The 21,887-nt window shown below is 72.1% G+C and carries 19 protein-coding genes; 2 read left to right on the top strand and 17 right to left on the bottom strand.

Annotation, left to right across the window (positions count from 1 at the left end):
* Nucleotides 1-69: 69 nt before the first annotated feature.
* From E4U92_RS22760 to E4U92_RS22685, 16 genes are all read right to left on the bottom strand, one after another.
* Nucleotides 70-1,047 (bottom strand): Pro-rich N-terminal domain-containing protein, encoded by a 978-nt coding sequence (locus tag E4U92_RS22760; protein WP_137302281.1) that lies wholly within the window; start codon nt 1,045-1,047, stop codon nt 70-72.
* A 162-nt stretch (nt 1,048-1,209) separates the two neighbouring features.
* Complete coding sequence (gene aroB, locus E4U92_RS22755; protein ID WP_137302280.1) at nt 1,210-2,301, bottom strand: 3-dehydroquinate synthase; 1,092 nt, start codon at nt 2,299-2,301, stop codon at nt 1,210-1,212.
* On the bottom strand, nt 2,298-2,813 hold the full coding sequence (locus tag E4U92_RS22750) for a shikimate kinase (RefSeq protein ID WP_137302279.1): 516 nt from the start codon (nt 2,811-2,813) through the stop codon (nt 2,298-2,300). The genes aroB and E4U92_RS22750 overlap by 4 nt, the downstream gene beginning before the upstream one ends.
* Nucleotides 2,810-3,994, bottom strand: a complete 1,185-nt coding sequence (gene aroC / locus E4U92_RS22745; protein ID WP_137302278.1) for a chorismate synthase — start codon at nt 3,992-3,994, stop codon at nt 2,810-2,812. The genes E4U92_RS22750 and aroC overlap by 4 nt, the downstream gene beginning before the upstream one ends.
* Before the next feature lie 245 nt (nt 3,995-4,239).
* Nucleotides 4,240-4,668, bottom strand: coding sequence for a hypothetical protein (locus E4U92_RS22740; protein WP_229862697.1), 429 nt, complete (start codon nt 4,666-4,668; stop codon nt 4,240-4,242).
* Between the two features lie 62 nt (nt 4,669-4,730).
* Nucleotides 4,731-5,570, bottom strand: a complete 840-nt coding sequence (locus E4U92_RS22735; RefSeq protein WP_137302277.1) for a shikimate dehydrogenase — start codon at nt 5,568-5,570, stop codon at nt 4,731-4,733.
* The gene (mltG, locus tag E4U92_RS22730; RefSeq protein WP_373311533.1) at nt 5,551-7,281 is read right to left on the bottom strand and encodes an endolytic transglycosylase MltG; all 1,731 of its coding nucleotides are present in this window, start codon (nt 7,279-7,281) and stop codon (nt 5,551-5,553) included. Before mltG ends, E4U92_RS22735 begins: the two co-directional genes overlap by 20 nt.
* A gap of 176 nt (nt 7,282-7,457) precedes the next feature.
* Nucleotides 7,458-7,946: a Holliday junction resolvase RuvX gene (ruvX, locus tag E4U92_RS22725; protein ID WP_137302275.1), complete on the bottom strand. Its 489-nt coding sequence runs from the start codon at nt 7,944-7,946 to the stop codon at nt 7,458-7,460.
* 29 nt (nt 7,947-7,975) lie between these two features.
* Nucleotides 7,976-10,648 (bottom strand): alanine--tRNA ligase, encoded by a 2,673-nt coding sequence (alaS, locus tag E4U92_RS22720; protein WP_137302274.1) that lies wholly within the window; start codon nt 10,646-10,648, stop codon nt 7,976-7,978.
* Complete coding sequence (locus E4U92_RS22715; protein ID WP_137302273.1) at nt 10,648-10,992, bottom strand: hypothetical protein; 345 nt, start codon at nt 10,990-10,992, stop codon at nt 10,648-10,650. Before E4U92_RS22715 ends, alaS begins: the two co-directional genes overlap by 1 nt.
* Before the next feature lie 12 nt (nt 10,993-11,004).
* Nucleotides 11,005-11,436, bottom strand: a complete 432-nt coding sequence (locus tag E4U92_RS22710) for a DUF948 domain-containing protein (RefSeq protein WP_067235500.1) — start codon at nt 11,434-11,436, stop codon at nt 11,005-11,007.
* A 181-nt stretch (nt 11,437-11,617) separates the two neighbouring features.
* The gene (rpsD, locus tag E4U92_RS22705) at nt 11,618-12,232 is read right to left on the bottom strand and encodes a 30S ribosomal protein S4 (protein WP_067235497.1); all 615 of its coding nucleotides are present in this window, start codon (nt 12,230-12,232) and stop codon (nt 11,618-11,620) included.
* A 297-nt stretch (nt 12,233-12,529) separates the two neighbouring features.
* Complete coding sequence (locus E4U92_RS22700; protein WP_137302272.1) at nt 12,530-13,885, bottom strand: replication-associated recombination protein A; 1,356 nt, start codon at nt 13,883-13,885, stop codon at nt 12,530-12,532.
* Nucleotides 13,886-13,928: 43 nt separating this feature from the next.
* The gene (locus E4U92_RS22695; protein WP_137302271.1) at nt 13,929-14,588 is read right to left on the bottom strand and encodes a vitamin K epoxide reductase family protein; all 660 of its coding nucleotides are present in this window, start codon (nt 14,586-14,588) and stop codon (nt 13,929-13,931) included.
* Between the two features lie 227 nt (nt 14,589-14,815).
* Entirely contained in the window at nt 14,816-16,078 is a 1,263-nt protein-coding gene (hisS, locus tag E4U92_RS22690; RefSeq protein ID WP_137302270.1) for a histidine--tRNA ligase, read from the bottom strand.
* A gap of 13 nt (nt 16,079-16,091) precedes the next feature.
* On the bottom strand, nt 16,092-16,814 hold the full coding sequence (locus tag E4U92_RS22685; RefSeq protein WP_137302269.1) for an MBL fold metallo-hydrolase: 723 nt from the start codon (nt 16,812-16,814) through the stop codon (nt 16,092-16,094).
* Between the two features lie 129 nt (nt 16,815-16,943).
* Here E4U92_RS22685 and E4U92_RS22680 point away from each other — a divergent pair, with 129 nt between their 5' ends.
* Together E4U92_RS22680 and E4U92_RS22675 are read left to right on the top strand one after the other, a co-directional pair.
* Nucleotides 16,944-17,759 (top strand): peptidylprolyl isomerase, encoded by an 816-nt coding sequence (locus E4U92_RS22680; RefSeq protein WP_137302268.1) that lies wholly within the window; start codon nt 16,944-16,946, stop codon nt 17,757-17,759.
* Between the two features lie 144 nt (nt 17,760-17,903).
* A complete protein-coding gene (locus E4U92_RS22675) occupies nt 17,904-19,133 on the top strand; it encodes a DUF349 domain-containing protein (RefSeq protein ID WP_137302267.1) in 1,230 nt (409 codons plus the stop codon).
* A gap of 91 nt (nt 19,134-19,224) precedes the next feature.
* Here E4U92_RS22675 and E4U92_RS22670 read toward each other — a convergent pair whose 3' ends face one another.
* Nucleotides 19,225-21,843, bottom strand: coding sequence for a RelA/SpoT family protein (locus E4U92_RS22670; RefSeq protein ID WP_137302266.1), 2,619 nt, complete (start codon nt 21,841-21,843; stop codon nt 19,225-19,227).
* Nucleotides 21,844-21,887: the final 44 nt, after the last annotated feature.

The raw sequence follows: 21,887 nt of genomic DNA, 5'->3' as shown, positions 1-21,887 counted from the left end.
GGTGGTGTTCCGGCGCGGGGTCGGAGGTGTTCGGTCAGGGGCGCGTCCGGCGGCCGGCGCGCCGGGCGGTCACCACTTCGGCGGGCTCGCTATCGCGCGGGCCAGGATGTCGTCGAGGACCTGGGCCGTGGCCGGGACGTCCAGCTGCGAGTTGTCGATGATCGGCAGCCCCGAGCCGTACCAGCCGGCCATGCGGCCGTGGATGCGGGCCACTTCCTCGTCGGTGAGGCGGCGGTTGCCCGAGCGTTCGGCGTTGCGCTCCAGCACGACCTCCAGGCCGGGCAGCAGCACGACCGGCAGCAGGCCGGGGCCCACGTGGCGCTTCCAGCCGCCGAGGCCCACCGCGGGGCGGTCCGGGAAGATCGCGTCGTCGAGGATGCAGGAGATGCCGTTGGCCAGGAAGTTGCGCGCGGCGAAGCCGCAGGTGCGGCGGGCCAGGCGGTACTGCGCCTCCGAGTGGTCGTTCCACCCGCGCTGCGGGTCGGCGAAGCCCGAGCGGACCCACTCGCGCACGTCGTCGAGGCTGATGTGGGCCGTGGGCACCCGGCGGTGGTCGGCCCAGTACTTGGCCACGCTGGTCTTGCCCGCGCCCGCGGGGCCGATGAGCAGGACCGCGAGCGTGGTCGTGGTCGGGTCGGGGGCGACCGGGGCGGGCGGCACGCTGGGCATGCCGACCGGGCCGCCGGGCGGCAGCGGGAGGTGCCCGGTGGTCTCCGGCGGCCGCGACCCCTGCGGCACCGGGGCGTGGTGCTGCGGCGCGGGGGCCGGGGGCTGTGCGGGGGCCGGGGGCTGAGCCGGGGCACCGTGCTGCGGGGCCGGGGCCGGGGCCGGGGGCGGGGGCTGCGGCGGGCCGCCGTGCTGCGGCGCCGGGGCGTGCGGGGGTGCCGGCGGTACCGGGCCCGAGGGGGCGCCGGTGAAGCCCGGGGGCGGCGCGGGGGCGGGCTGCTGCTGCGGGCCCGGGTGGTGTGCGGCCGGTGACCATCCGGCGATCGGCCCGTGCCCCGACTGGTGGGGCGGCGGCAGCGGAGAACCCACTGCGTGCTGCATCCGGTGCCACTCCGTCTCGTTCTACTGGGCTCGGTCCAGGGCGGGGTCCGGCCCCGCTCCGTACGGAACGGTACCGCCCCCGGCTGTCGTTCGGTGAACGGCCGGGGGCGCCGCGAAGTGCCCGACGGGACAAGCGGATCGGGCACGAGGGGCGCGGGGGACCTACTCGCCCACCTCGCCGTACGCGGCGAGCAGGATCGCCGGGTCCGGTCCCTCCAGGACGGTCGGCTTGGCCAGCCCGTCCAGGACGATGAAGCGCAGCAGGTCGCCGCGGGACTTCTTGTCCACCTTCATCGCCTCCAGCAGCTTGGGCCACTGGTCGTAGCGGTAGTGCAGGGGCAGCCCGACCGACTCCAGGACCGTGCGGTGGCGGTCGGCGGTGGCGTCGTCCAGGCGGCCCGCGAGCCGGCCGAGTTCGGCGGCGAAGTGCATGCCGACCGCCACGGCGGCCCCGTGCCGCCAGCTGTAGCGCTCGTTCTTCTCGATGGCGTGGGCGAGGGTGTGACCGTAGTTCAGGATCTCCCTCAGGCCCGACTCCTTCAGGTCCGACGACACCACGTCCGCCTTGACCTTGATGGAGCGTTCGATCAGCTCGGCCGTGTGCGGGCCGGCCGGGGTGCGCGCGGCCTGCGGGTCGGACTCGATGAGGTCCAGGATGACCGGGTCGGCGATGAAGCCCGCCTTGATGACCTCCGCCAGCCCGGAGACGTAGTCGTGGACCGGCAGCGACTCCAGCGCGGCCAGGTCGCACAGCACGCCCGCGGGCGGGTGGAAGGCGCCCACGAGGTTCTTGCCCTCGGCGGTGTTGATGCCGGTCTTGCCGCCGACCGCCGCGTCCACCATGGCCAGCACGGTGGTCGGGACGGCCACCCAGCGCACCCCGCGCAGCCAGGTGGCGGCCACGAACCCGGCGAGGTCCGTGGTGGCGCCGCCGCCAACGCCGACGATGACGTCGGTACGGGTGAAGCCGGACTGGCCGAGCGCCTTCCAGCAGTAGGCGGCGACCTCGGCGGTCTTGGCCTCCTCGGCGTTGGGCACCTGGATGGCGACCGCCTCGTAGCCCTGCCCGGCCAGGTCGGCGCGCAGCGCGTCACCGGTCTCGGCGAGCGCCTCGGGGTGGATCACGGCGACCCGCTTGGCCCGCTCCCCGATCAACCCGGCGAGTTCACCGAGCAGTTGGCGGCCCACCAGGACCTCGTAGGGCTCACTGCCCGCGCTGCCCCCGACGAGGATCCGCGTCACCGACTCGCTCATGCTTCCTTCAGCTCCAGTGCGTCCAGGACGGCTCGGGCGACGTCCTCGGGCGTCCGGCCGTCGGTGGCCACCACGACGGTGGCGACCTCCTCGTACAGGTGACGGCGGGCGTCCATCAGCTCGCGCCACTGCTTGCGCGGGTTGACCGCGAGCAGCGGACGGGCGGCGTTCAGGCCCGTGCGCTTGACCGCCTCCTCGACGTCCATCGAGAGGTAGACCACCCGGCGGTCCCGCAGCAGGGCGCGGGTGTCCGGGTCGAGGACGGCCCCGCCGCCGAGCGCGAGGACGCCGGTGTGCCCGGCGAGCGCGTCGCGCACCGCGTCCTTCTCCAGCGCGCGGAAGACCGGTTCGCCCTCGTCGACGAAGATCTCGGCGATGGTCCGGCCCCGCGCGGCGACGATGTCGTCGTCCGTGTCGCGGTACCCGGTGCCGAGCCGCTCGGCCAGGAGCTGCCCGACCGTCGACTTGCCCACGCCCATCGGGCCGACCAGGACGACCAGCGGACCGCTCATCGGATGTGGAGGGCGTCGAGGTACGACCGGGCGTTGCGGCGGGTCTCGGTCACGCTGTCGCCGCCGAACTTCTCGGCGACCGCGTCCGCGAGAACCAGCGCCACCATGGCCTCGGCGACGATGCCGGCGGCCGGGACCGCGGAGACGTCGGAGCGCTGGTGGTGGGCCTGGGTGGCTTCGCCGGTGGTGACGTCGACGGTCTTGAGGGCCCGCGGCACGGTGGCGATGGGCTTCATCGCGGCCCGCACCCGCAGCAGCTCCCCGGTGCTCAGACCGCCCTCGGTCCCGCCGGCCCGGCCGGAGACGCGCCGGATGCCCTCGGGGGTGTTCACGATCTCGTCGTGCGCCTTGGAGCCGGGCACCCGGGCCAGTTCGAAGCCGTCGCCGACCTCGACGCCCTTGATGGCCTGGATGCCCATCAGGGCACCGGCGAGCCGGGCGTCCAGCTTGCGGTCCCAGTGCACGTGCGAGCCCAGACCGACGGGGACGCCGTAGGCCAGCACCTCGACGACGCCGCCGAGCGTGTCACCGTCCTTGTGGGCCTGGTCGACCTCCGCGACCATCGCCTTGGAGGCGTCGGCGTCCAGGCAGCGCAGCGGGTCGGCGTCCAGCCGCTCGACGTCGGCCGGTGTCGGGTACACGCCCCGCGGCGCCTTCACCGAGCACAGCTCCACGACGTGCGAGACGATCTCGACGCCGACCGTTTCCTTCAGGTACGAGCGTGCGACCGCGCCCAGGGCCACCCGGGCCGCCGTCTCGCGGGCCGAGGCCCGCTCCAGGATCGGCCGTGCCTCGTCGAAGCCGTACTTCTGCATGCCCGCGAGGTCGGCGTGGCCCGGGCGGGGCCGGGTCAGCGGCGCGTTGCGGGCGAGGCCGGCCAGGATCTCCGGGTCGACCGGGTCGGCCGCCATGACCTGCTCCCACTTGGGCCACTCGGTGTTGCCCACCATGATCGCGACCGGGGAACCGAGGGTCAGACCGTGCCGGACGCCGCCGAGGAAGGTGACCTCGTCACGCTCGAACTTCATCCGCGCCCCGCGGCCATAGCCGAGCCGCCGCCTGGCCAGGTGGTCCGCCACCATCTCCGTGGTGATCGGGACGCCGGCCGGAAGGCCTTCCAGCGTCGCCACGAGTGCGGGGCCGTGGGACTCCCCCGCGGTCAGCCAGCGCAACCTGCTCAACGGTGCTCCTCCATGCTCGCGCCTGGTACTGCCCTGCGTACGCGGGTCCTCGCGCACGGCAGCGGCGTGAACCGGGTGCGCGACCCGGGTCCGCCACCTCCGATCCTCCCACGTCCCGGCCCGCGCCCCGGCCGCCGGTCCACCTGGCGGACGGCAGTGCGGACACCGGGGCGGACAGCAGGGCGGACACCTGGGAGGCGCGAGGGCAGGGCACCGGGGCGGACGGGGCGACGCCGGAGCCGGCGTCACCGCGTGGCGTCGCCCGGGGTCCGCGGCGGCGCGTACGAGCCGAGGAAGTCGGCGCCGCTCGGCTGGGGCGGGGCGGTCTGCGGCGCGGGCTGCTGCGCGGCCGGGCGGTGCTGCGGGGCGTAGGGCCCCAGGAAGTCGGCACCGCTCGGCTGCCGGGGTGCCTGCTGCTGCGGGGCGTACGCGCCCAGGTGGTCCGCGCCGCTGCCCTGGTGCGGTGTCGTCGGCGCGACGGCGGGCCCGCCCGCGCGCACCGCGCGCCGGTGGGCGAGCTTGCGCTTCAGCTTGAGGATCCACGAGGCGACGACGGCCAGCAGGATCAGCACCAGCACCACGTGCTGGATCCAGTCCGGCAGGAACCGCAGGACGATCTCGAAGATCTCGGACTTGCCGGACGCCAGTGAGACGTCCGCGGGCACGCTGGACATGGGTACTGCTCCCCCCGTGACGGTCGTCCGCGGGGTTCGCTCACCCGCGGGACACGGGGATCCTAGCGGGCTGCGAGCGCGTGTTCGCCCGCTTTCCGCATGGCGTCCAGCGGGGCCGGGACACGGCCGGTCATCTGCTCCACCTGGAGGACCGCCTGGTGCACGAGCAGGTCGAGGCCGCCGACGACGGCACCGCCGGTCATCGACCAGCGTGCGGCGAGTGCGGTCGGCCAGGGCTCGTAGAGCACGTCGAAGAGGGTGGCGGGCCGCTCCGGTACGGCGTGGGCGAGCGCGTCGGTCGCCCCGGCCGGGGTGGTGGCGATCACCAGCGGCGCCCGCAGCGCCTCGGCGGCGTCCTCCCAGCGGGCGGTGCGCAGCTCGACGTCCAGCCGCTCGGCCCACTCGCGCATCTCGGCGGCGCGGGCCTCGCTGCGGACGTAGGCGACGACCTCGCCCGTGCACACGCGCGCCAGGGCCGCGAGCGCGGAGGAGGCGGTGGCGCCGGCACCCAGGACGGCGGCCGACTCGACCTCCTCGATGCCGCGTTCGCGCAGGGCGGCGACCATACCGGGGATGTCGGTGTTGTCGCCGGCGCGGCGGCCGTCCTCGGTGAACACCAGGGTGTTGACCGCCTCCACCGAGGCGGCCGTGTCGCTGATCTCGTCGAGCAGGGGGATGACGGCCCGCTTGAGCGGCATGGTCAGCGACAGTCCCGCCCACTCGGCGCCGAGGCCGTCGACGAAGCCGGCCAGCCCCGCCTCGTCCACCTCGAAGCGGTCGTAGGTCCACCCGGTCAGGCCCAGCGCGTCGTACGCGGCGCGGTGCAGCACCGGGGAGAGGGAGTGCGCGATGGGGCTGCCGAGCACGGCGGCCCGGCGGGCCTCAGCCGTCCGAGCGTGCATTGAACTTGTCCCTGAGCTTCTCGAAGTCCGCGTGGGTGCGGGCGAACTCGGTCTTGCTGACGCCGTCGGTCGCGACGAAGTAGTACCAGCCGTCGTGGGTCGGGTCGAGCGTCGCCTTCAGGGCGGTCTCGCCCGGGTTGCCGATCGGCCCGGGCGGCAGCCCCTTGTGGCTGTAGGTGTTGTACGGGTCCTTGTTCTGCTTGATCTCCGACAGCGAGATGTCGATGTTGCTCTGGTTCTTGACGTAGTTGTACGTCGAGTCGAACTGGAGGAACCCGTAGGTCTCGGGGTTGGAGTAGTCGAGGCGGTTGTAGACGACCTCGGCCATCTTGCGGTAGTCGTCGATGGTCTTGCCCTCGGCCTGGACCAGGCTCGCGACCGTGACGACCTGCAGCGGGCTGTCCAGCTTGAACTGCTTGGCCTTGGCGGTCAGGTCGTACTTGGCGTAGGCGGCGTCCGCCTGCCGGACCATCTCCTTGAGGATCGCCTCGGGTTTCATGCCCTTGGCCGCGGCGTAGGTGCCGGGGTAGAGGAAGCCCTCCAGCGGGTCCTTGACGAGTGCGCCGCCCTTGGCCCAGGCCGGCAGCCCCAGGTCCGCGTACTCCTTGCGCGCGACGCCCCTCGTGGTGCCGGCGGACAGGCCGAGCTTGTCGTCGATGGCCTGGTAGACCTGCACGTTGCGCTGACCCGGCTTGACCATCACGTTGGCCTGGCTCTTCGGGTCGAGCATCATCTCGACGGCGCTCGCGGCGGACATCTGCTTCTCCAGGATGTACGCGCCGGCCTGGATCTTGTCGCCCTCGGGGTTGTGGGTGAACGCCGACACGAACGCGTCGACGCTCTTGACGACGCCGGCCTCCTTAAGCCGGCGGCCGATCTCCGCGCCACCCGCCCCCTTGGGCACCTCGATGCTGACGGTCTGACCGGTGCCGTCGCCCGCGTAGTCGGGGGCCGTGCCGTAGCGGTTCTGGTAGAAGGTGTAGCCGACGTACGAGACACCCGCGAGGCCGCCGCCGAACACCAGCAGCACCACGAGACAGGCACAGCCGTTGCGGCGCTTCTTGCTCTTGTCGCCCTTGCCGCCCCGCCCGCGGCGGCCGGTGCCGCCCGGCTCGTCGTCGGCGTCGTCGTCCGTGTCGGCGACGGTGTCCCCGCCGCCCGCGAAGAAGGCGTGCTCGCCCCGGTCGGGCCCGGGGTCCCAGTCGGTCGCGGCCGGCTGCTCGGCCTCGGGCTCCGGTTCGGCCCCGCGGCGGCCGGGCGGCTCCGGCGGCGGGTAGGCGTCCTGGGTGCCGTAGAGGTCGGGCTGCTCGGCACCGTAGGCGGCGGGCTGCTGTCCGTAGGGGTCACCCGGGTCGGCGGCGTACGGCACGTGCGCGTGCGTACCGGTGCCGTCCCAGCCGCCCTGCTGGTACACCTGCTGCCCCTGGTGGGCGTACTGCTGCTGGCCCGCCGGGGGGTACTGCTGCTCGCCATGCTGCTGCTGGTGCTGCTCGGGGTACTGCTGGTGGCCGCCCTGGTACTGCCCGCCGGCGTACTGCTGGCCGTACTGCTGCTGGTCGTACTGCGCCTGGGCGGGGTCGTAGCCCTGCTGCCCGTGCCAGTCGCCGTACTGCGACTGCTGGTGCGGCTGCTGCGGGTCCTGCTGGCCGCCGTGGGCAGGCTGGTGGCCCGCCTGGGGCTGCTGCCCTCCCCATCCTCCGTCCCCGTACAACGGGTCCTCGGGAGGCCACGGTTCGGAGCCTTGGCCCCGGCCATACTCAGTCATCGATCCCCTAGAGCCGCGAGGCGGCGGTCGCGCGGCCGGCGGGCCCGGCGTCCGTTCCGTCTCTTGCTGTGCGGCGGCTGTTCGAACGCCGCCGCATCGCGCGGAACGTTACCGTATCGCGATCAGATGACCACTTCGACGCCCTCGCCGGGTGGTCTGCCTGACACCCGTTCGGATTCCAGCGCCTGCTGCAGGATGATCACTGCGGCCGCCTGATCGATGACGGAGCGGCCCTTCTTGGACTTCACGCCGGAGGCGCGCAGCCCCTGACTGGCCGTCACGGTCGTCATGCGCTCGTCCACCAGTCTGACCCCGATCGGCGCGATCATGCGGGCCAGTTCCCGGGCGAAGACGCGGACCTTGGCCGCCGCCGGTCCCTCGCCCCCCTTGAGGGAGCGCGGGAGGCCGACGACCACCTCGATGGGCTCGTACTCCTCGACGAGCTGGCGCAGTCTGCGGTGCGCCGCGGGGACGTCCCGGCCGGGGACGGTCTCCACCGGCGTCGCGAGGATCCCGTCGGGATCGCACGAGGCGACCCCGATCCGGGCGTCCCCGACGTCGACGGCGAGGCGGCGGCCGCGACGCATGACCGGGCCGCCGTCCTCGCTCATGCCGTCCCCGTGCACCTGGCCGCCCGCGCTCACTTGGCCGTGTCGGCCACGAGCCGCTCGACGGCGTCGACGGCCTCGCCGACAGCGGCCGGGTTCTGGCCGCCGCCCTGGGCGACGTCGGGCTTGCCGCCACCGCCGCCGCCGAGGGTCTTGGCGGCCGTGCGGACCAGGTCGCCGGCCTTGAGGCCGCGCTCACGGGCGGCCTCGTTGGTGGCGATGACCGTGAGCGGCTTGCCGTTGTTGACGGTGAACAGGGCCACGACCGCGGCCCGTCCGCCCTGGATGCGGCCGCGCACGTCGAGGACGAGCTTGCGCAGGTCGTCCGGCGTCGTGCCGTCGGGCACCTGACCGGTGACGACGGCCACGCCCCGCACGTCCTTGGCGGACTCGGCGAGACCGGCGGCGGCCTGCAGCACCTTCTCGGCGCGGAACTTCTCGATCTCCTTCTCGGCGTCCTTCAGCTTGCCGAGCATCGCGGAGACCTTCTCCGGCAGCTCCTCCGGGCGTCCCTTGATCAGCTCCTGGAGCTGGGCGACGACCGTGTGCTCGCGGGCGAGGAAGTTGTAGGCGTCCACGCCGACCAGGGCCTCGATACGGCGCACCCCGGAGCCGATGGAGGACTCGCCGAGCAGCTTCACCAGGCCGAGCTGGGCGGTGTTGTGCACGTGCGTGCCGCCGCACAGCTCCTTGGAGAAGTCGCCGATGGTCACCACGCGGACCCGCTCGCCGTACTTCTCGCCGAACTCGGCGATGGCGCCCTGCTTCTTGGCCTCGTCGATGCCCATGACGTCGGCGCGCACGTCGAGGTCGCGGGCCAGCACCTCGTTGATCTTCTGCTCGACGTCCGTCATCACGGCCGTCGGCACGGCGGACGGGGAGCCGAAGTCGAAGCGGAAGCGGCCCGGCTGGTTCTCCGAGCCGGCCTGGGCGGCCCTCGGGCCGAGGGCGTCGCGCAGGGCCTGGTGGGTCAGGTGGGTGGCCGAGTGGGCACGGGCGATGGCCTTGCGGCGGCGGGCGTCGATCGAGGCGTGGGCCTTGGCGCCGACGGTGACCTCGCCGACCTGGACGACACCCTTGTGGACGTAGACGCCCGGCACCGGCTTCTGGCAGTCGCGGACCTCGATGACGGCGCCGCTGTCGACCTTGATGCGGCCGGTGTCGCCGATCTGGCCGCCGCCCTCGGCGTAGAACGGGGTGCGGTCGAGGACGATCTCGACCTCGTCGCCCTCGGTGGCGGCCGGGGAGGACGTGCCGTCGACCAGGATGCCGACGACCGTGGACTCGGCGTCGGTGTCGGTGTAGCCGATGAAGTCGGTGGCGCCGGCCCGGTCCGCGATCTCGCGGTAGGCGCCGAGGTCGGCGTGGCCGGTCTTCTTGGCCTGGGCGTCGGCCTTGGCGCGCTCCCGCTGCTCCTTCATCAGGCGGCGGAAGCCGTCCTCGTCCACGGACAGCCCCTGCTCGGCGGCCATCTCCAGGGTGAGGTCGATCGGGAAGCCCCAGGTGTCGTGGAGCAGGAAGGCCTTGTCGCCGGCCAGGACGGTGCCGCCGGCCTGCTTGGTCTCGGTGACGGCGGTGTCGAGGATGTTGGTGCCGGCCTTCAGCGTCTTGAGGAAGGCGTTCTCCTCGGCGAGGGCCACCTTCTCGATCCGCTCGCGGTCGGTGACGAGCTCCGGGTACTGCTGGCCCATCATGCCGATCACGGTGTCGATCAGGTCCTGCACGACCGGTCCGGTGGCGCCGAGCAGGCGCATGTTGCGGATGGCCCGGCGCATGATGCGGCGCAGCACGTAGCCGCGGCCCTCGTTGCCGGGGGTGACGCCGTCGCCGATCAGCATGGTGGCGGTGCGCATGTGGTCGGTGACCACGCGCAGGGACACGTCCGAGGCGTGGGCGTCGCCGTAGCGGACGCCGGTCAGCTCGGTGGCCTTGTCGATGACGGCCATCGAGGTGTCGATCTCGTACATGTTCTGCACGCCCTGCAGGATCATGGCGAGGCGTTCGAGGCCGAGACCGGTGTCGATGTTCTTGCTCGGCAGGTCCCCGAGGATCTCGAAGTCGTCCTTGCCGGTGCCCTCGCCGCGCTCGTACTGCATGAACACGAGGTTCCAGATCTCCACGTACCGCTCGTCGTTGACGGCGGGGCCGCCCTCGGCGCCGAACTCGGGGCCGCGGTCGTAGTTGATCTCGGAGCAGGGGCCGCACGGGCCGGGCACGCCCATGGACCAGAAGTTGTCCTTCTTGCCCAGGCGCTGGATGCGCTCCATGGGCACGCCGACGACCTCGTGCCAGATGCGCTCGGCCTCGTCGTCGTCCTGGTAGACGGTGATCCAGAGCTTGTCCGGCTCCAGGCCGTAACCGCCCTGGTCCTGGGCGCTGGTGAGCAGCTCCCAGGCGAGCTTGATGGCGCCTTCCTTGAAGTAGTCGCCGAAGGAGAAGTTGCCGCACATCTGGAAGAACGTGCCGTGCCGGGTGGTCTTGCCGACCTCTTCGATGTCGGGCGTGCGCACGCACTTCTGCACGCTGGTGGCGCGGTCGAAGGGCGGCTTGACCTCACCGAGGAAGTAGGGCTTGAAGGGCACCATGCCGGCGGGGACGAGGAGCAGAGTCGGGTCGTCCGCGATGAGCGACGCCGAAGGGACGACGGTGTGCCCGCGCTCCTCGAAGAAGCTCAGCCAACGGCGGCGAATCTCGGCCGACTCCATCAGTGGTCCTCATTCCGGTTGTACGAGTGCGTCGGCGGGGCGACGTACTGCGAGGGGTTGCTGTTCTCCAGGGCGGTGAACCGCCGGGGTGCGGGGAGTTCGGGGGCGGCGTTGATGCCCAGCGCCTCCCCCAGCTCGTCCTCCCGCTGGGCCATGTTGTCGCGCACGTCGTGCGCGAAGCCGACGGCCCGGTCCTTGAGCCGCTGGCCGGTCTCCAGCGCCTTGTGGGCGGCGGCGACGGCGAGGCTCTCGGGGGTCAGCTGCTTGATCTTGCGGTTCACCTTGGTGGTGGCCCAGACACCGGCGGCCACACCGGAGGTGAACCAGAAGGTACGGCGGAACATCTGAGCTGGCTCCTACTTTCGCCGGTTCTTCCGCCGTGCGGCCGGGACGGTGCGGCCCACGATCACCGTGCGCCGGGGCTCCCGGGCGGGCGCGTTCTCCTTGCGGCCGCCGAGGGCGCGGCGGACGCCGTAGCCGAAGGCGGCGACCTTGACCAGCGGGCCCCCGAAGGTGGAGGCGACGGTGGTCGAGAGCGCGGAGGCGTTGGACGTGACCTCCTGGACGTCCGAGGCGATCGCGTCGACCCGGTCGATCTGGGTCTGCGCGGACCGCACCGCCGCGGAGGCGTCGGCCAGCAGCGGGACGGCCTGGTCGGTCACGTCCGCCACGAGCTTGGTGGTCGCCCTGAGCGTCTGGGCCAGCCTCGCCAGCGCGACGGCGAGGAAGGAGACCAGGATCGCCCAGAAGACGGCCACCAGGATGCCGGCCACCTCTCCACCGGACACTGCGCACCCGCTTCCGCTCTTCGGTCACTGTTGACAGGGGTCGAGCCTATCGCGCCGGGGGCGGCGCTCCGTACTCGATCAGGGCGGGGCCGGGGACGGAAGAACCCGCCGCCCCGGCCGCCCGGGAGGGCGGCGGGACGACGGGTTCCGGTGCTGCGGGTCTACGACCGTCGATCAGGGATCAGCGGGCGTAGTACTCGACGACGAGCTGCTCGTCGCAGATCACCGGGATCTCCTTGCGGTTCGGCTCGCGGTCCAGGCGGAACGCCAGGGCCTTGAGGTTCACCTGCAGGTAGCGCGGGGTCTCACCGTCGGGGGCGAAGCCACCCTCGCGGGCGATCTGGAAGAGGGTCTTCTCGCGGCTGCGCTCGCGGACCATCACGACGTCGTCGGGACGGACGCGGAACGACGGCTTGTCGACCTTCTGGCCGTTGACCTCGATGTGGCCGTGGACGACCATCTGACGGGCCTGGTAGATGGTGCGGGCGATACCCGAACGCAGGACCAGGGCGTCGAGACGGCGCTCGAGCTCCACGATCAGGGCCTCACCGGTCTTGCCCTGGACCTTGGACGCGCGCTCGTAGGCGCGGACGAGCTGACGCTCGGAGAGGTCGTACTGCGCGCGCAGACGCTGCTTCTCCAGCAGACGGACCTTGTAGTCCGAGTTCTGCTTGCGGCCGCGGCCGTGCTCACCCGGCGGGTAGGGGCGGGCCTCGAAGTACTTGACGGCCTTCGGGGTCAGCGCGATGCCGAGGGCACGCGACTTCTTGACCTTGGGGCGGGACTGGTTCGCCACTGTCTCAATCTCTTTTCGCTGTTTCCGGCTCGTCAGGGTTCAGGGAGGTCGCATACGCAGCCGGGGAAACCCGCCGGGTCCGCTCGGGACCTGCCGGGCAGCCGCTCCCCTGGTCTGGGCAACTACGTGCAGCACGCGAGTGGCCCACCGACCTGTCCCGGAACCGGGTGGTGGTGGGCGGCCCGCGACACCGTTCGACGGTGCGCGACGCTCCTGGAGTCCCCCGAGGGGGTCTCCGGCCGGTTGTCCCGCTCTGACAGCGCGGGACTCGGCACTTCGGGTCAGTCTACAGGCCGCTCAGGACCGCTTGCGACCGAGGTGCTGGCGGGTCCACTCCACCGCGTCCGCGTACCGTGCCTCCGCGCCGTGCCGGGTGGGGGTGTAGTACGTGCGGTCCTTCAGGGCGTCCGGCGCGTACTGCTGCTCGGCGATGCCCTCGGGCAGGTCGTGCGGGTACACGTAGCCCTGGGCGTGGCCCAGCTTGGCGGCGCCTTTGTAGTGGCCGTCGCGCAGATGGGCCGGGACCGGGCCGGCCAGGCCCTTGCGCACGTCGTCCAGGGCGGCGCCGATCGCGGTGGTCGCGGCGTTGGACTTGGGGGCCAGGGCGAGCGCGATGGTGGCGTGGCTCAGGGTGAGCGCGGCCTCGGGGAAGCCGATCATGGCGACGGCCTGGGCGGCGGCGACCGCGATCGGCAGGGCGTGGGGGTCGGCCAGGCCGATGTCCTCGCTGGCGGAGATCATCAGGCGGCGGGCGATGAACCGGGGGTCCTCGCCGGCCTCGATCATCCGGGCCAGGTAGTGCAGGGCGGCGTCCACGTCGGAGCCGCGGATGGACTTGATGAGGGCGCTGGCCACGTCGTAGTGCTGGTCGCCGTCGCGGTCGTACGTCACGGCGGCCCGGTCGACGGTCTGCTCCAGCGTGGCGAGGTCGATCTCCGTGCCGCCCTGGTCGAGGGCGGCCCCGGCGGCGGCCTCCAGGGCGGTCAGGGCGCGGCGGGCGTCGCCGCCGGCGATGCGCAGCAGGTGGGCCTCGGTGTCCTCGGGGAGGGTGACGGCGCCCTTGAGGCCGCGCTCGTCGGCGACGGCGCGGCGCAGCAGGCCGCGCAGGTCGTCGTCGGTGAGGGGTTCGAGGGTGAGCAGCAGCGAGCGGGACAGCAGCGGGGAGATGACCGAGAAGTACGGGTTCTCGGTGGTCGCCGCGATCAGGGTCACCCAGCGGTTCTCGACGGCGGGCAGCAGCGAGTCCTGCTGGGCCTTGCTGAAGCGGTGGATCTCGTCGAGGAAGAGGACGGTCTCCTGGCCGAAGCCGCCCGAGGCCCGGCGGGCGCCGTCGATGACCGCGCGGACCTCCTTGACGCCCGCGGTGATCGCGGACAGCTCCACGAAGCGCTTGTTGGTGGCCTTGGAGACGACGTAGGCCAGGGTGGTCTTGCCGGTGCCGGGCGGACCCCACAGGATCACCGAGGAGGGGCCGGCCGGGCCCTTGGCGCCCTCGCCGACCAGGCGGCGCAGGGGCGCACCCGGTTTCAGCAGGTGCTGCTGCCCCACGACCTCGTCGAGGGTGCGGGGGCGCATGCGGACCGCCAGGGGGCTGGCCGACGGGTCCTTCTCCTGGCGTTCTTCGGCTGCGGCGGTGAACAGATCGGGCTCCACCCTGAAACCCTAGAACACCGCACTGACAATCCCCTCGGGGCTGTCAGCTCGTCCAGAAGTCCCACCAGCGGGTCAGGATCAGCATCCCGATGATGCCGAGGTGCAGCACGGGCACGACCCAGGTGAACTCGCTGAAGAAGCCCTTCAGCCAGCGCGGGCCGGGCAGCAGGCCGTTGCGCACGGTGAACGAGGTGACGTACCAGAACATCAGGATGGTGGCGACCCAGGCCAGGCAGCACCACAGGCACAGGGCGTTGATGCGGTACAGCGACTGGAACTGCAGCCAGGTGACGAAGCCCACGCCGAAGAGCGTGCCGGCGTTGAAGGTCAGCCAGTACCAGCGCGGGAAGCGCGCACCGGCCAGCAGGCTCATGCCGACGCAGATGACGATGCCGTAGGCGACCAGGCCGAGCATCGGGTTGGGGAAGCCGAAGGCGGCGGCCTGCTTGGACTCCATGACGCTGCCGCAGGAGACCACGGGGTTCAGGCTGCACCCCGGGGTGAAGTTCGTGCCCGCGACCTTGGCCTCGAGGAGCTTGAACTTGTCGATCGTGATGACCCACGCGGCGAGCAGCCCGGCCGCGCCGGTGACCAGCAGCAGGATGGCGAACGCGCGGCTGCCGCCCACGGCGCGCGGCACGGCGGCCCCGGCGTGCTGCGGCTCGGGGTCGGTGGAGACGTCCTTCACTGTCGTCTTGCTCATTCCGCCGGTTCCGTCACGTGAGAGGTGGACCTGCTTCGGGCAGGGCCATTGTGCCGCACACGGCCCGCTGGTCACCGTTCGTTGCGCATAAGGAGATACGCGCGGACGGGCCGGACCGTTCGGTTCCGGCCGCGGTGCGGGGGTGCCCGTGCACCAGGCGCCCCCGCGTCGAAAACCCGCCGCGGGGAGGAAGCCGGGCCCGCCGGGTTGACGGGCCCCGGGGCCGGTCAGCCCAGCCGGGACTCCAGCTCCGCCACGATCTCGCCCACGCCCACGGCCACCTGCTCGCCGGACTCCATGTCCTTGAGCTGGACGACCCCCTCGGCGAGGTCCCGCTCCCCGGCCACGATCGTGAAGCGCGCACCGCTGCGGTTGGCGTTCTTCATCGCGCCCTTGAGCCCCTTGCTCCCGTAGGAGAAGTCGGCGGCGACGCCCAGCTTGCGCAACTCGGTGACCTTGGCGAACAGCACCCGGCGGGCCTCCTCGCCGAGCGGGACGGCGTAGACCGAGGTCGGGGACGGCAGGTCCAGCCGCACGCCCTCCGCCTCCAGCGCGAGGACCGTGCGGTCGACGCCGAGGGCCCAGCCCACGGACGGCAGCGCGGGGCCGCCGATCATCTCGGACAGGCCGTCGTAGCGGCCGCCGCCGCCCACCGCGGACTGCGCGCCGAGGCCGTCGTGGACGAACTCGAACGTGGTGCGCGTGTAGTAGTCCAGGCCGCGCACCAGCTTCGGGTCGTCCTCGAAGGCGACGCCCGCGGCGGTGATCAGCTCGCGGACCTCCTCGTGGTACGCCTTGCAGGCGTCGCACAGGTAGTCGCGCAGCAGCGGGGCGCCGGTGAGCTGCTTCTGCACGTCGGCCCGCTTGTCGTCGAGCACGCGCAGCGGGTTGATGTCCGCCCGGCGCAGGGTGTCCTCGTCCAGGTCCAGTCCGCGCAGGAACGTCTGCAGCGCCTCGCGGTAGACCGGGCGGCACTCTTTGTCGCCGAGCGAGTTCAGCAGGATGCGGAAGGAGCGCAGGCCCAGCGAGCGGTAGGCCTGGTCGGCCAGGATGATCAGCTCGGCGTCCAGGGCCGGGTCCTCGGCCCCGATGGCCTCGGCGCCGACCTGCGAGAAGTGGCGGTAGCGGCCCTTCTGCGGCTTCTCGTAGCGGTAGTACGAGCCGGAGTACCAGAGCTTGACCGGGAGGTTGCCCTGCTTGTGCAGGTTGGCCTCCAGGGCGGCGCGCAGCACGGAGGCCGTGCCCTCGGGGCGCAGGGCGAGCCGGTCGCCGCCCTTGGTCTCGAAGGCGTACATCTCCTTGGTCACGATGTCGGTGGACTCGCCGACACCGCGGGCGAACAGCTCGACGTTCTCGAAGCCGGGTGTCTCGACGTAGCCGTAGCCGGAGGTGCGCAGCGGGGCGGCGATGGCCTCGCGGACCGCGAGGTAGGTCGCGGAGTCCGGCGGGATCAGGTCGTAGGTGCCCTTGGGGGCCTGGAAGGTGCTCACGGGAGTCTCTCGTTCACATTCCTCGTCGGGGAGCGGTGCCGGTGTCCGCGCCGGGCTCCTGGTGGCCCGTGGCCACCTGCCGCAGGTACGGGTTGGCGGTGCGCTCCCGGCCGATGGTCGTCTGGGGGCCGTGGCCGGACAGCACCACGGTGGAGTCGTCGAGCGGCAGGCACACGCGGGCCAGCGACTCGAGCATGTCCGCCATGGATCCGCCCGGCAGGTCGGTGCGTCCGATGGAGCCGGCGAAGAGCAGGTCGCCCGAGAAGAACACCGGAGGGACGTCCGTGTTCTCGGGGAGCCGGAAGGTCACCGACCCCTTGGTATGGCCCGGTGCGTGCGCGACGGTCAGCTCCAGGCCGGCCAGGTCCAGTCGCGCGCCGTCGGTCAGCTCGCGGACGTCGTCCGGCTCGCCCACCGTCAGGTCGCCGAGCAGCGGCAGGCCGATCGACCGGCCGAGCGCCTTCTCCGGGTCGCTCATCATGTACCGGTCCTCGGGGTGGATCCAGGCCGGCACGTCGTGCGCGCCGCACACGGGGACGACCGAGGCCACGTGGTCGAGGTGGCCGTGGGTGAGGACGACGGCGACGGGCTTGAGCCGATGCTTCTGGAGCGCTTCCTCGACTCCGGGGGCCGCTTCGTGGCCCGGGTCGATGATCACGCACTCCTCACCGGCGGCGGGGGCGACGAGGTAGCAGTTCGTCCCCCAGGCACCGGCGGGGAACCCGGCAATGAGCACGTTCGTCCTTCGTTTGTGTCGATACGGGTGGCTACGGCTTGCGCCCGAGCCTACCGGCGCTGCCGAATCCTCAGCGAACCCATATACGGTACGGGGCACACACAGACGGACGCATGAGGAGACAACCCCGTGGTCACCCAGGAACAGCGGCGGCGTCAGCTCGCCCGGGAGAAGTTCTTGCGGCAGCAGCAGCGGCGGACCGAGGCGCGGCGGAAGGCGAAGGTCCGCACCTCGGTGATCGCGTCGGTGCTCGGCGTGGTCCTGGTGGGCAGCCTGGCGCTGTACACGACCGGTGTCATGAAGGACGACTCGGACGACAAGGCCAGTGCGAGCGCGTCGACCGCGCCGACGCCCAGCGCGGTGAAGGACCCGTGCGAGAAGCCGGCCGCCGGCAAGGTCGCGACGCAGACCTGGAAGAAGGAGCCGGCGATGTCCATCGACAAGTCGGCGAAGTACACGATGAAGCTGGACACCACCTGCGGCGCGATCGACATCGCGCTGAAGACGTCGGCGGCCCCGCACACCGTGAACTCCTTCGCCTTCCTCGCGGGCAAGGGCTACTTCGACCACACGAAGTGCCACCGCCTGACGACCAACGGCATCTACGTGCTCCAGTGCGGCGACCCCACGGGCAGCGGTTCGGGCGGTCCGGGCTACACCCTCCCGGACGAGAACCTCAAGGACGCGAGCCTGAAGAACAACACCTACCCGGCGGGCACGATCGCGATGGCCAACACCGGTCAGCCGCACACCGGCGGCAGCCAGTTCTTCCTGGTCTACCAGGCGAGCAAGCTCCCGCCGAGCTACACGCCGTTCGGTACGGTGTCCGCCGACGGCATGAAGGTCCTCAAGAAGATCGCCGCGGCGGGCGAGAACTCCGGCCAGGGCGACGGCGCGCCGAACGCGACCGTGGTGATCGACAAGGCGACGGTCGCAAAATCCTGATGACCAGGGCGGCCAACAGCGCAATTTCGGTCGTGCGGGATGCGGACAGGCGCCCCGCCGGTCGCCTAGATTGGCCGTGACGAAACTGTGGACGATGCCCGGGGGCCCTGAAACCCTCCGCAGGCATCATGTGGAGGAGGCGCTGTGAGCAGCGACCCGTGGGGCCGCGTCGACGAGACGGGGACCGTGTACGTGCGTACGGCCGACGGCGAGCAGGTGGTCGGCTCCTGGCAGGCGGGCTCCCCCGAGGAGGCGCTGGCCTATTTCGAGCGCAAGTACGAGGGCCTGGTGGTCGAGATCGGCCTCCTCGAGAAGCGGGTGCGGACGACGGACCTGTCCGCCAAGGACGCCCAGGCCGCCATCGGTCACTTGCGCGACCAGGTCGACGCGCACCACGCGGTCGGTGACCTGGACGCGCTGCGCTCGCGCCTGGACAAGCTGGTCGAGACGGTCGAGGCGCGCCGCGAGGAGCGCAAGGCGCAGCGCGCCAAGCAGTCCGACGAGGCCCGCCGGGCCAAGGAGGACCTGGTCGTGGAGGCGGAGCAGCTCGCCCAGTCCGACCAGTGGCGGGCGGCCGGTGAGCGGCTGCGGGCGCTGGTGGACACCTGGAAGGGCCTGCCGCGGCTGGACCGCAAGTCCGACGACGAGCTGTGGCACCGCTTCTCGCACGCGCGCTCGGCGTTCTCCAAGCGCCGCAAGGCGCACTTCGCGCAGCTCGACGCGCAGCGCGAGGACGCCCGCCGGGTCAAGGAGCGGCTGGTCGCCGAGGCCGAGGCGCTGTCCGGTTCCACGGACTGGGGTCCCACGGCGGCCCGCTACCGGGAGCTGATGGCCGAGTGGAAGGCCGCCGGCCGCGCCCAGCGCGAGCACGAGGACGACCTGTGGAACCGCTTCCGCGGCGCCCAGGACGTCTTCTTCGCCGCCCGCAGCTCGGTGTTCGCCGAGCGCGACGCCGAGCAGGCGGAGAACCTGAAGCTGAAGGAGGAGCTGGCCGAGGAGGCCGAGAAGCTGCTCCCCATCGAGGACCTCAAGGCGGCCCGGGCCGCGTTCCGCTCGATCAACGAGCGGTGGGAGGCCATCGGTCACGTCCCGCGGGACGCCCGGCCGCGGGTCGAGGGCCGGATGCACGCCGTGGAGCGCGCGCTGCAGGAGGCCGAGGAGGCCGAGTGGCGCCGGACCAACCCGGAGGCACGCGCGCGTGCCGCGGGTCTGACGGGTCAGCTCCAGGCCGCGGTGGACAAGCTCAGGGGCCAGATCGAGCAGGCGCGCGCCCAGGGCAACACGTCGCGGGCCGAGAAGCTGGAGCGTGAGCTGGAGGGCCGCCAGGCCCTGCTGGACCAGGCGCTCAAGGGCCTGCAGGAGTTCGGCGGCTGATCCATCCCCGTCCGAGCGAGCCACGCGAGAGGCCCCCGTACGCGGTGTACGGGGGCCTTTCGCGTGTCCGGTTCGCGCCGGTCGGCGCGGGTCAGTCGGAGGGGCGGCGGGCCGAGGTGACCCGGTAGACGTCGTACACGCCCTCCACGCCGCGGACGGCCTTCAGGACGTGGCCGAGGTGCTTGGGGTCGCCCATCTCGAAGGTGAAGCGGGACGTGGCCACCCGGTCCCGGGAGGTCTGCACCGCCGCCGAGAGGATGTTGACGTGCTGGTCGGACAGCACGCGCGTGACGTCCGACAGGAGCCGGGAGCGGTCCAGCGCCTCGACCTGGATGGCGACCAGGAACACCGAGGACTGGGTCGGCGCCCACTCGACCTCGAGGATGCGCTCCGGCTCCCGGGAGAGCGACTCGACGTTGACGCAGTCGCTGCGGTGGACCGAGACGCCGCTCCCCCGCGTGACGAACCCGATGATCGGGTCGCCGGGCACGGGCGTGCAGCAGCGGGCCAGCTTGACCCACACGTCGTCGACGCCCTTGACGACCACGCCGGGGTCGTTGCTGCTGCGCCGCTTGCGGCTGCGGGTGCGCGACGGCGGGACCGCCTCGTCCATCTCCTCGGTGGCCGCCTCCTCGCCGCCGAGGGCCTGCACCAGCTTTTGCACGACGTTCTGCGCGGCCACGTGGCCCTCGCCGATCGCCGCGTACAGCGAGGAGATGTCCGGGTAGCGCATCTCGTGCGCCAGGGTGACCAGGGAGTCGCCGGTGAGGATGCGCTGGATCGGCAGGTTCTGCTTGCGCATGGCCCGTGCGATGGCGTCCTTGCCGTGCTCGATCGCCTCGTCGCGCCGCTCCTTGGAGAACCAGGCGCGGATCTTGTTGCGGGCGCGCGGCGACTTGACGAAGCCCAGCCAGTCGCGGGAGGGGCCGGCGCCGGCCGCCTTGGAGGTGAAGACCTCCACCAGGTCGCCGTTGTCCAGGGTGGACTCCAGCGGGACCAGCCGGCCGTTGACGCGTGCCCCTATGGTCCGGTGGCCGACCTCGGTGTGGACCGCGTAGGCGAAGTCGACGGGGGTCGCCCCGGCCGGGAGCGCGATGACGTCGCCCTTGGGGGTGAAGACGAAGACCTCGTTGCGGGACAGGTCGAAGCGCAGGGACTCCAGGAACTCGCTGGGGTCCTCCGTCTCCTTCTGCCAGTCGAGGAGCTGGCGCAGCCACGCCATGTCGTTGAGGTGGTCGTCCTTCTTGCCGGCCTTGGGCACGTCGGTGCGCACCTTGGAGGCGCCGGCGACGGCCTCCTGCTTGTACTTCCAGTGCGCGGCGATGCCGTACTCGGCGCGGCGGTGCATGTCGAAGGTGCGGATCTGCAGCTCGACGGGCTTGCCGTTGGGGCCGATGACCGTCGTGTGCAGCGACTGGTACATGTTGAACTTGGGCATCGCGATGTAGTCCTTGAACCGGCCGGGAACCGGGTTCCATCGCGCGTGCACGGTGCCGAGGGCGGCGTAGCAGTCCCGGACGGTGTCGACCAGGACGCGGATGCCCACCAGGTCGTAGATCTCCGCGAAGTCACGGCCGCGGACGATCATCTTCTGGTAGACGCTGTAGTAGTGCTTGGGGCGTCCGGTGACGGTCGCCTTGATACGGGCGGCGCGCAGGTCGGCCTGGACCTCGTCGGTCACTATGGCCAGGTACTCGTCACGCTTGGGTGCCCGCTCGGCCACCAGCCGGACGATCTCGTCGTACATCTTGGGGTAGAGGATCGCGAAGGCGAGGTCCTCCAGCTCCCACTTGATGGTGTTCATGCCCAGGCGGTGGGCGAGCGGCGCGTAGATCTCCAGGGTCTCGCGCGCCTTCTTCTCCTGCTTCTCGCGCTTGAGGTAGCGCATGGTGCGCATGTTGTGCAGGCGGTCGGCGAGCTTGATGACCAGGACGCGCGGGTCCTTGGCCATGGCGACGACCATCTTGCGCACGGTCTCGGCCTGCGCCGCCTCGCCGAACTTGACCTTGTCCAGCTTGGTGACGCCGTCGACGAGCAGCGCGACGACGTCGCCGAAGTCGCGGCGCAGGTCCTCAAGCCCGTACTCGGTGTCCTCGACGGTGTCGTGCAGCAGGCCCGCCATCAGGGTCGCCGGGTCCATGCCCAGCTCGGCGAGGATGGTGGTCACCGCGAGGGGGTGGGTGATGTAGGGGTCGCCGCTCTTGCGCTTCTGGCCGCGGTGCCAGCGCTCGGCGACCTGGTAGGCGCGCTCGATCTGGCGGAGCGTGGACGTCTCGATCTTGGGGTCGTTGCTGCGCACTATCCGCAGCAGCGGCTCCAGGACCGGGTTGTACGGGTTGGCGCGCTGGACGCCGAGGCGGGCGAGGCGGGCCCGGACGCGGTTGGAGGAGCCGGAGCGGGCGTTCTGGCCGGCGGGCGGCCGGGCCGCGGGCGCGGACGACGGCTCGGGCGCCGGCTTCTGCGCGGGGGCCGGCTCGGGCGCCGCGGCCGGGCGTCCGGACGCGGAGGAGCCGGGGGTCGCGGGTCCGGCGGCGTCGGGGGCGGGGGACGGCTTGGGGCGCGCGGCCTCCGCCGGGCGGTCGGCCGGCGCGGTGCGGTCGTGCTCGACCGCCCCGCGGGTGTCGTTCTGCGCGTGCGCCGCGGGCTTCGCCGTGGGCGCCGAGGCGGACTCGGGCTTGGCGGCGGTCAGGTGCTGGGCCTCGTCTGGCAAGAGGACTCCTCGTGCGCGATCCGGGTCCCCCGGTCAGGCTCCGG

It is taken from the genome of Streptomyces galbus (genome assembly GCF_005280195.1).
Classification (GTDB): Bacteria; Actinomycetota; Actinomycetes; order Streptomycetales; family Streptomycetaceae; genus Streptomyces; species Streptomyces galbus.
This window is presented reverse-complemented; position numbering and strand designations above follow the sequence as displayed.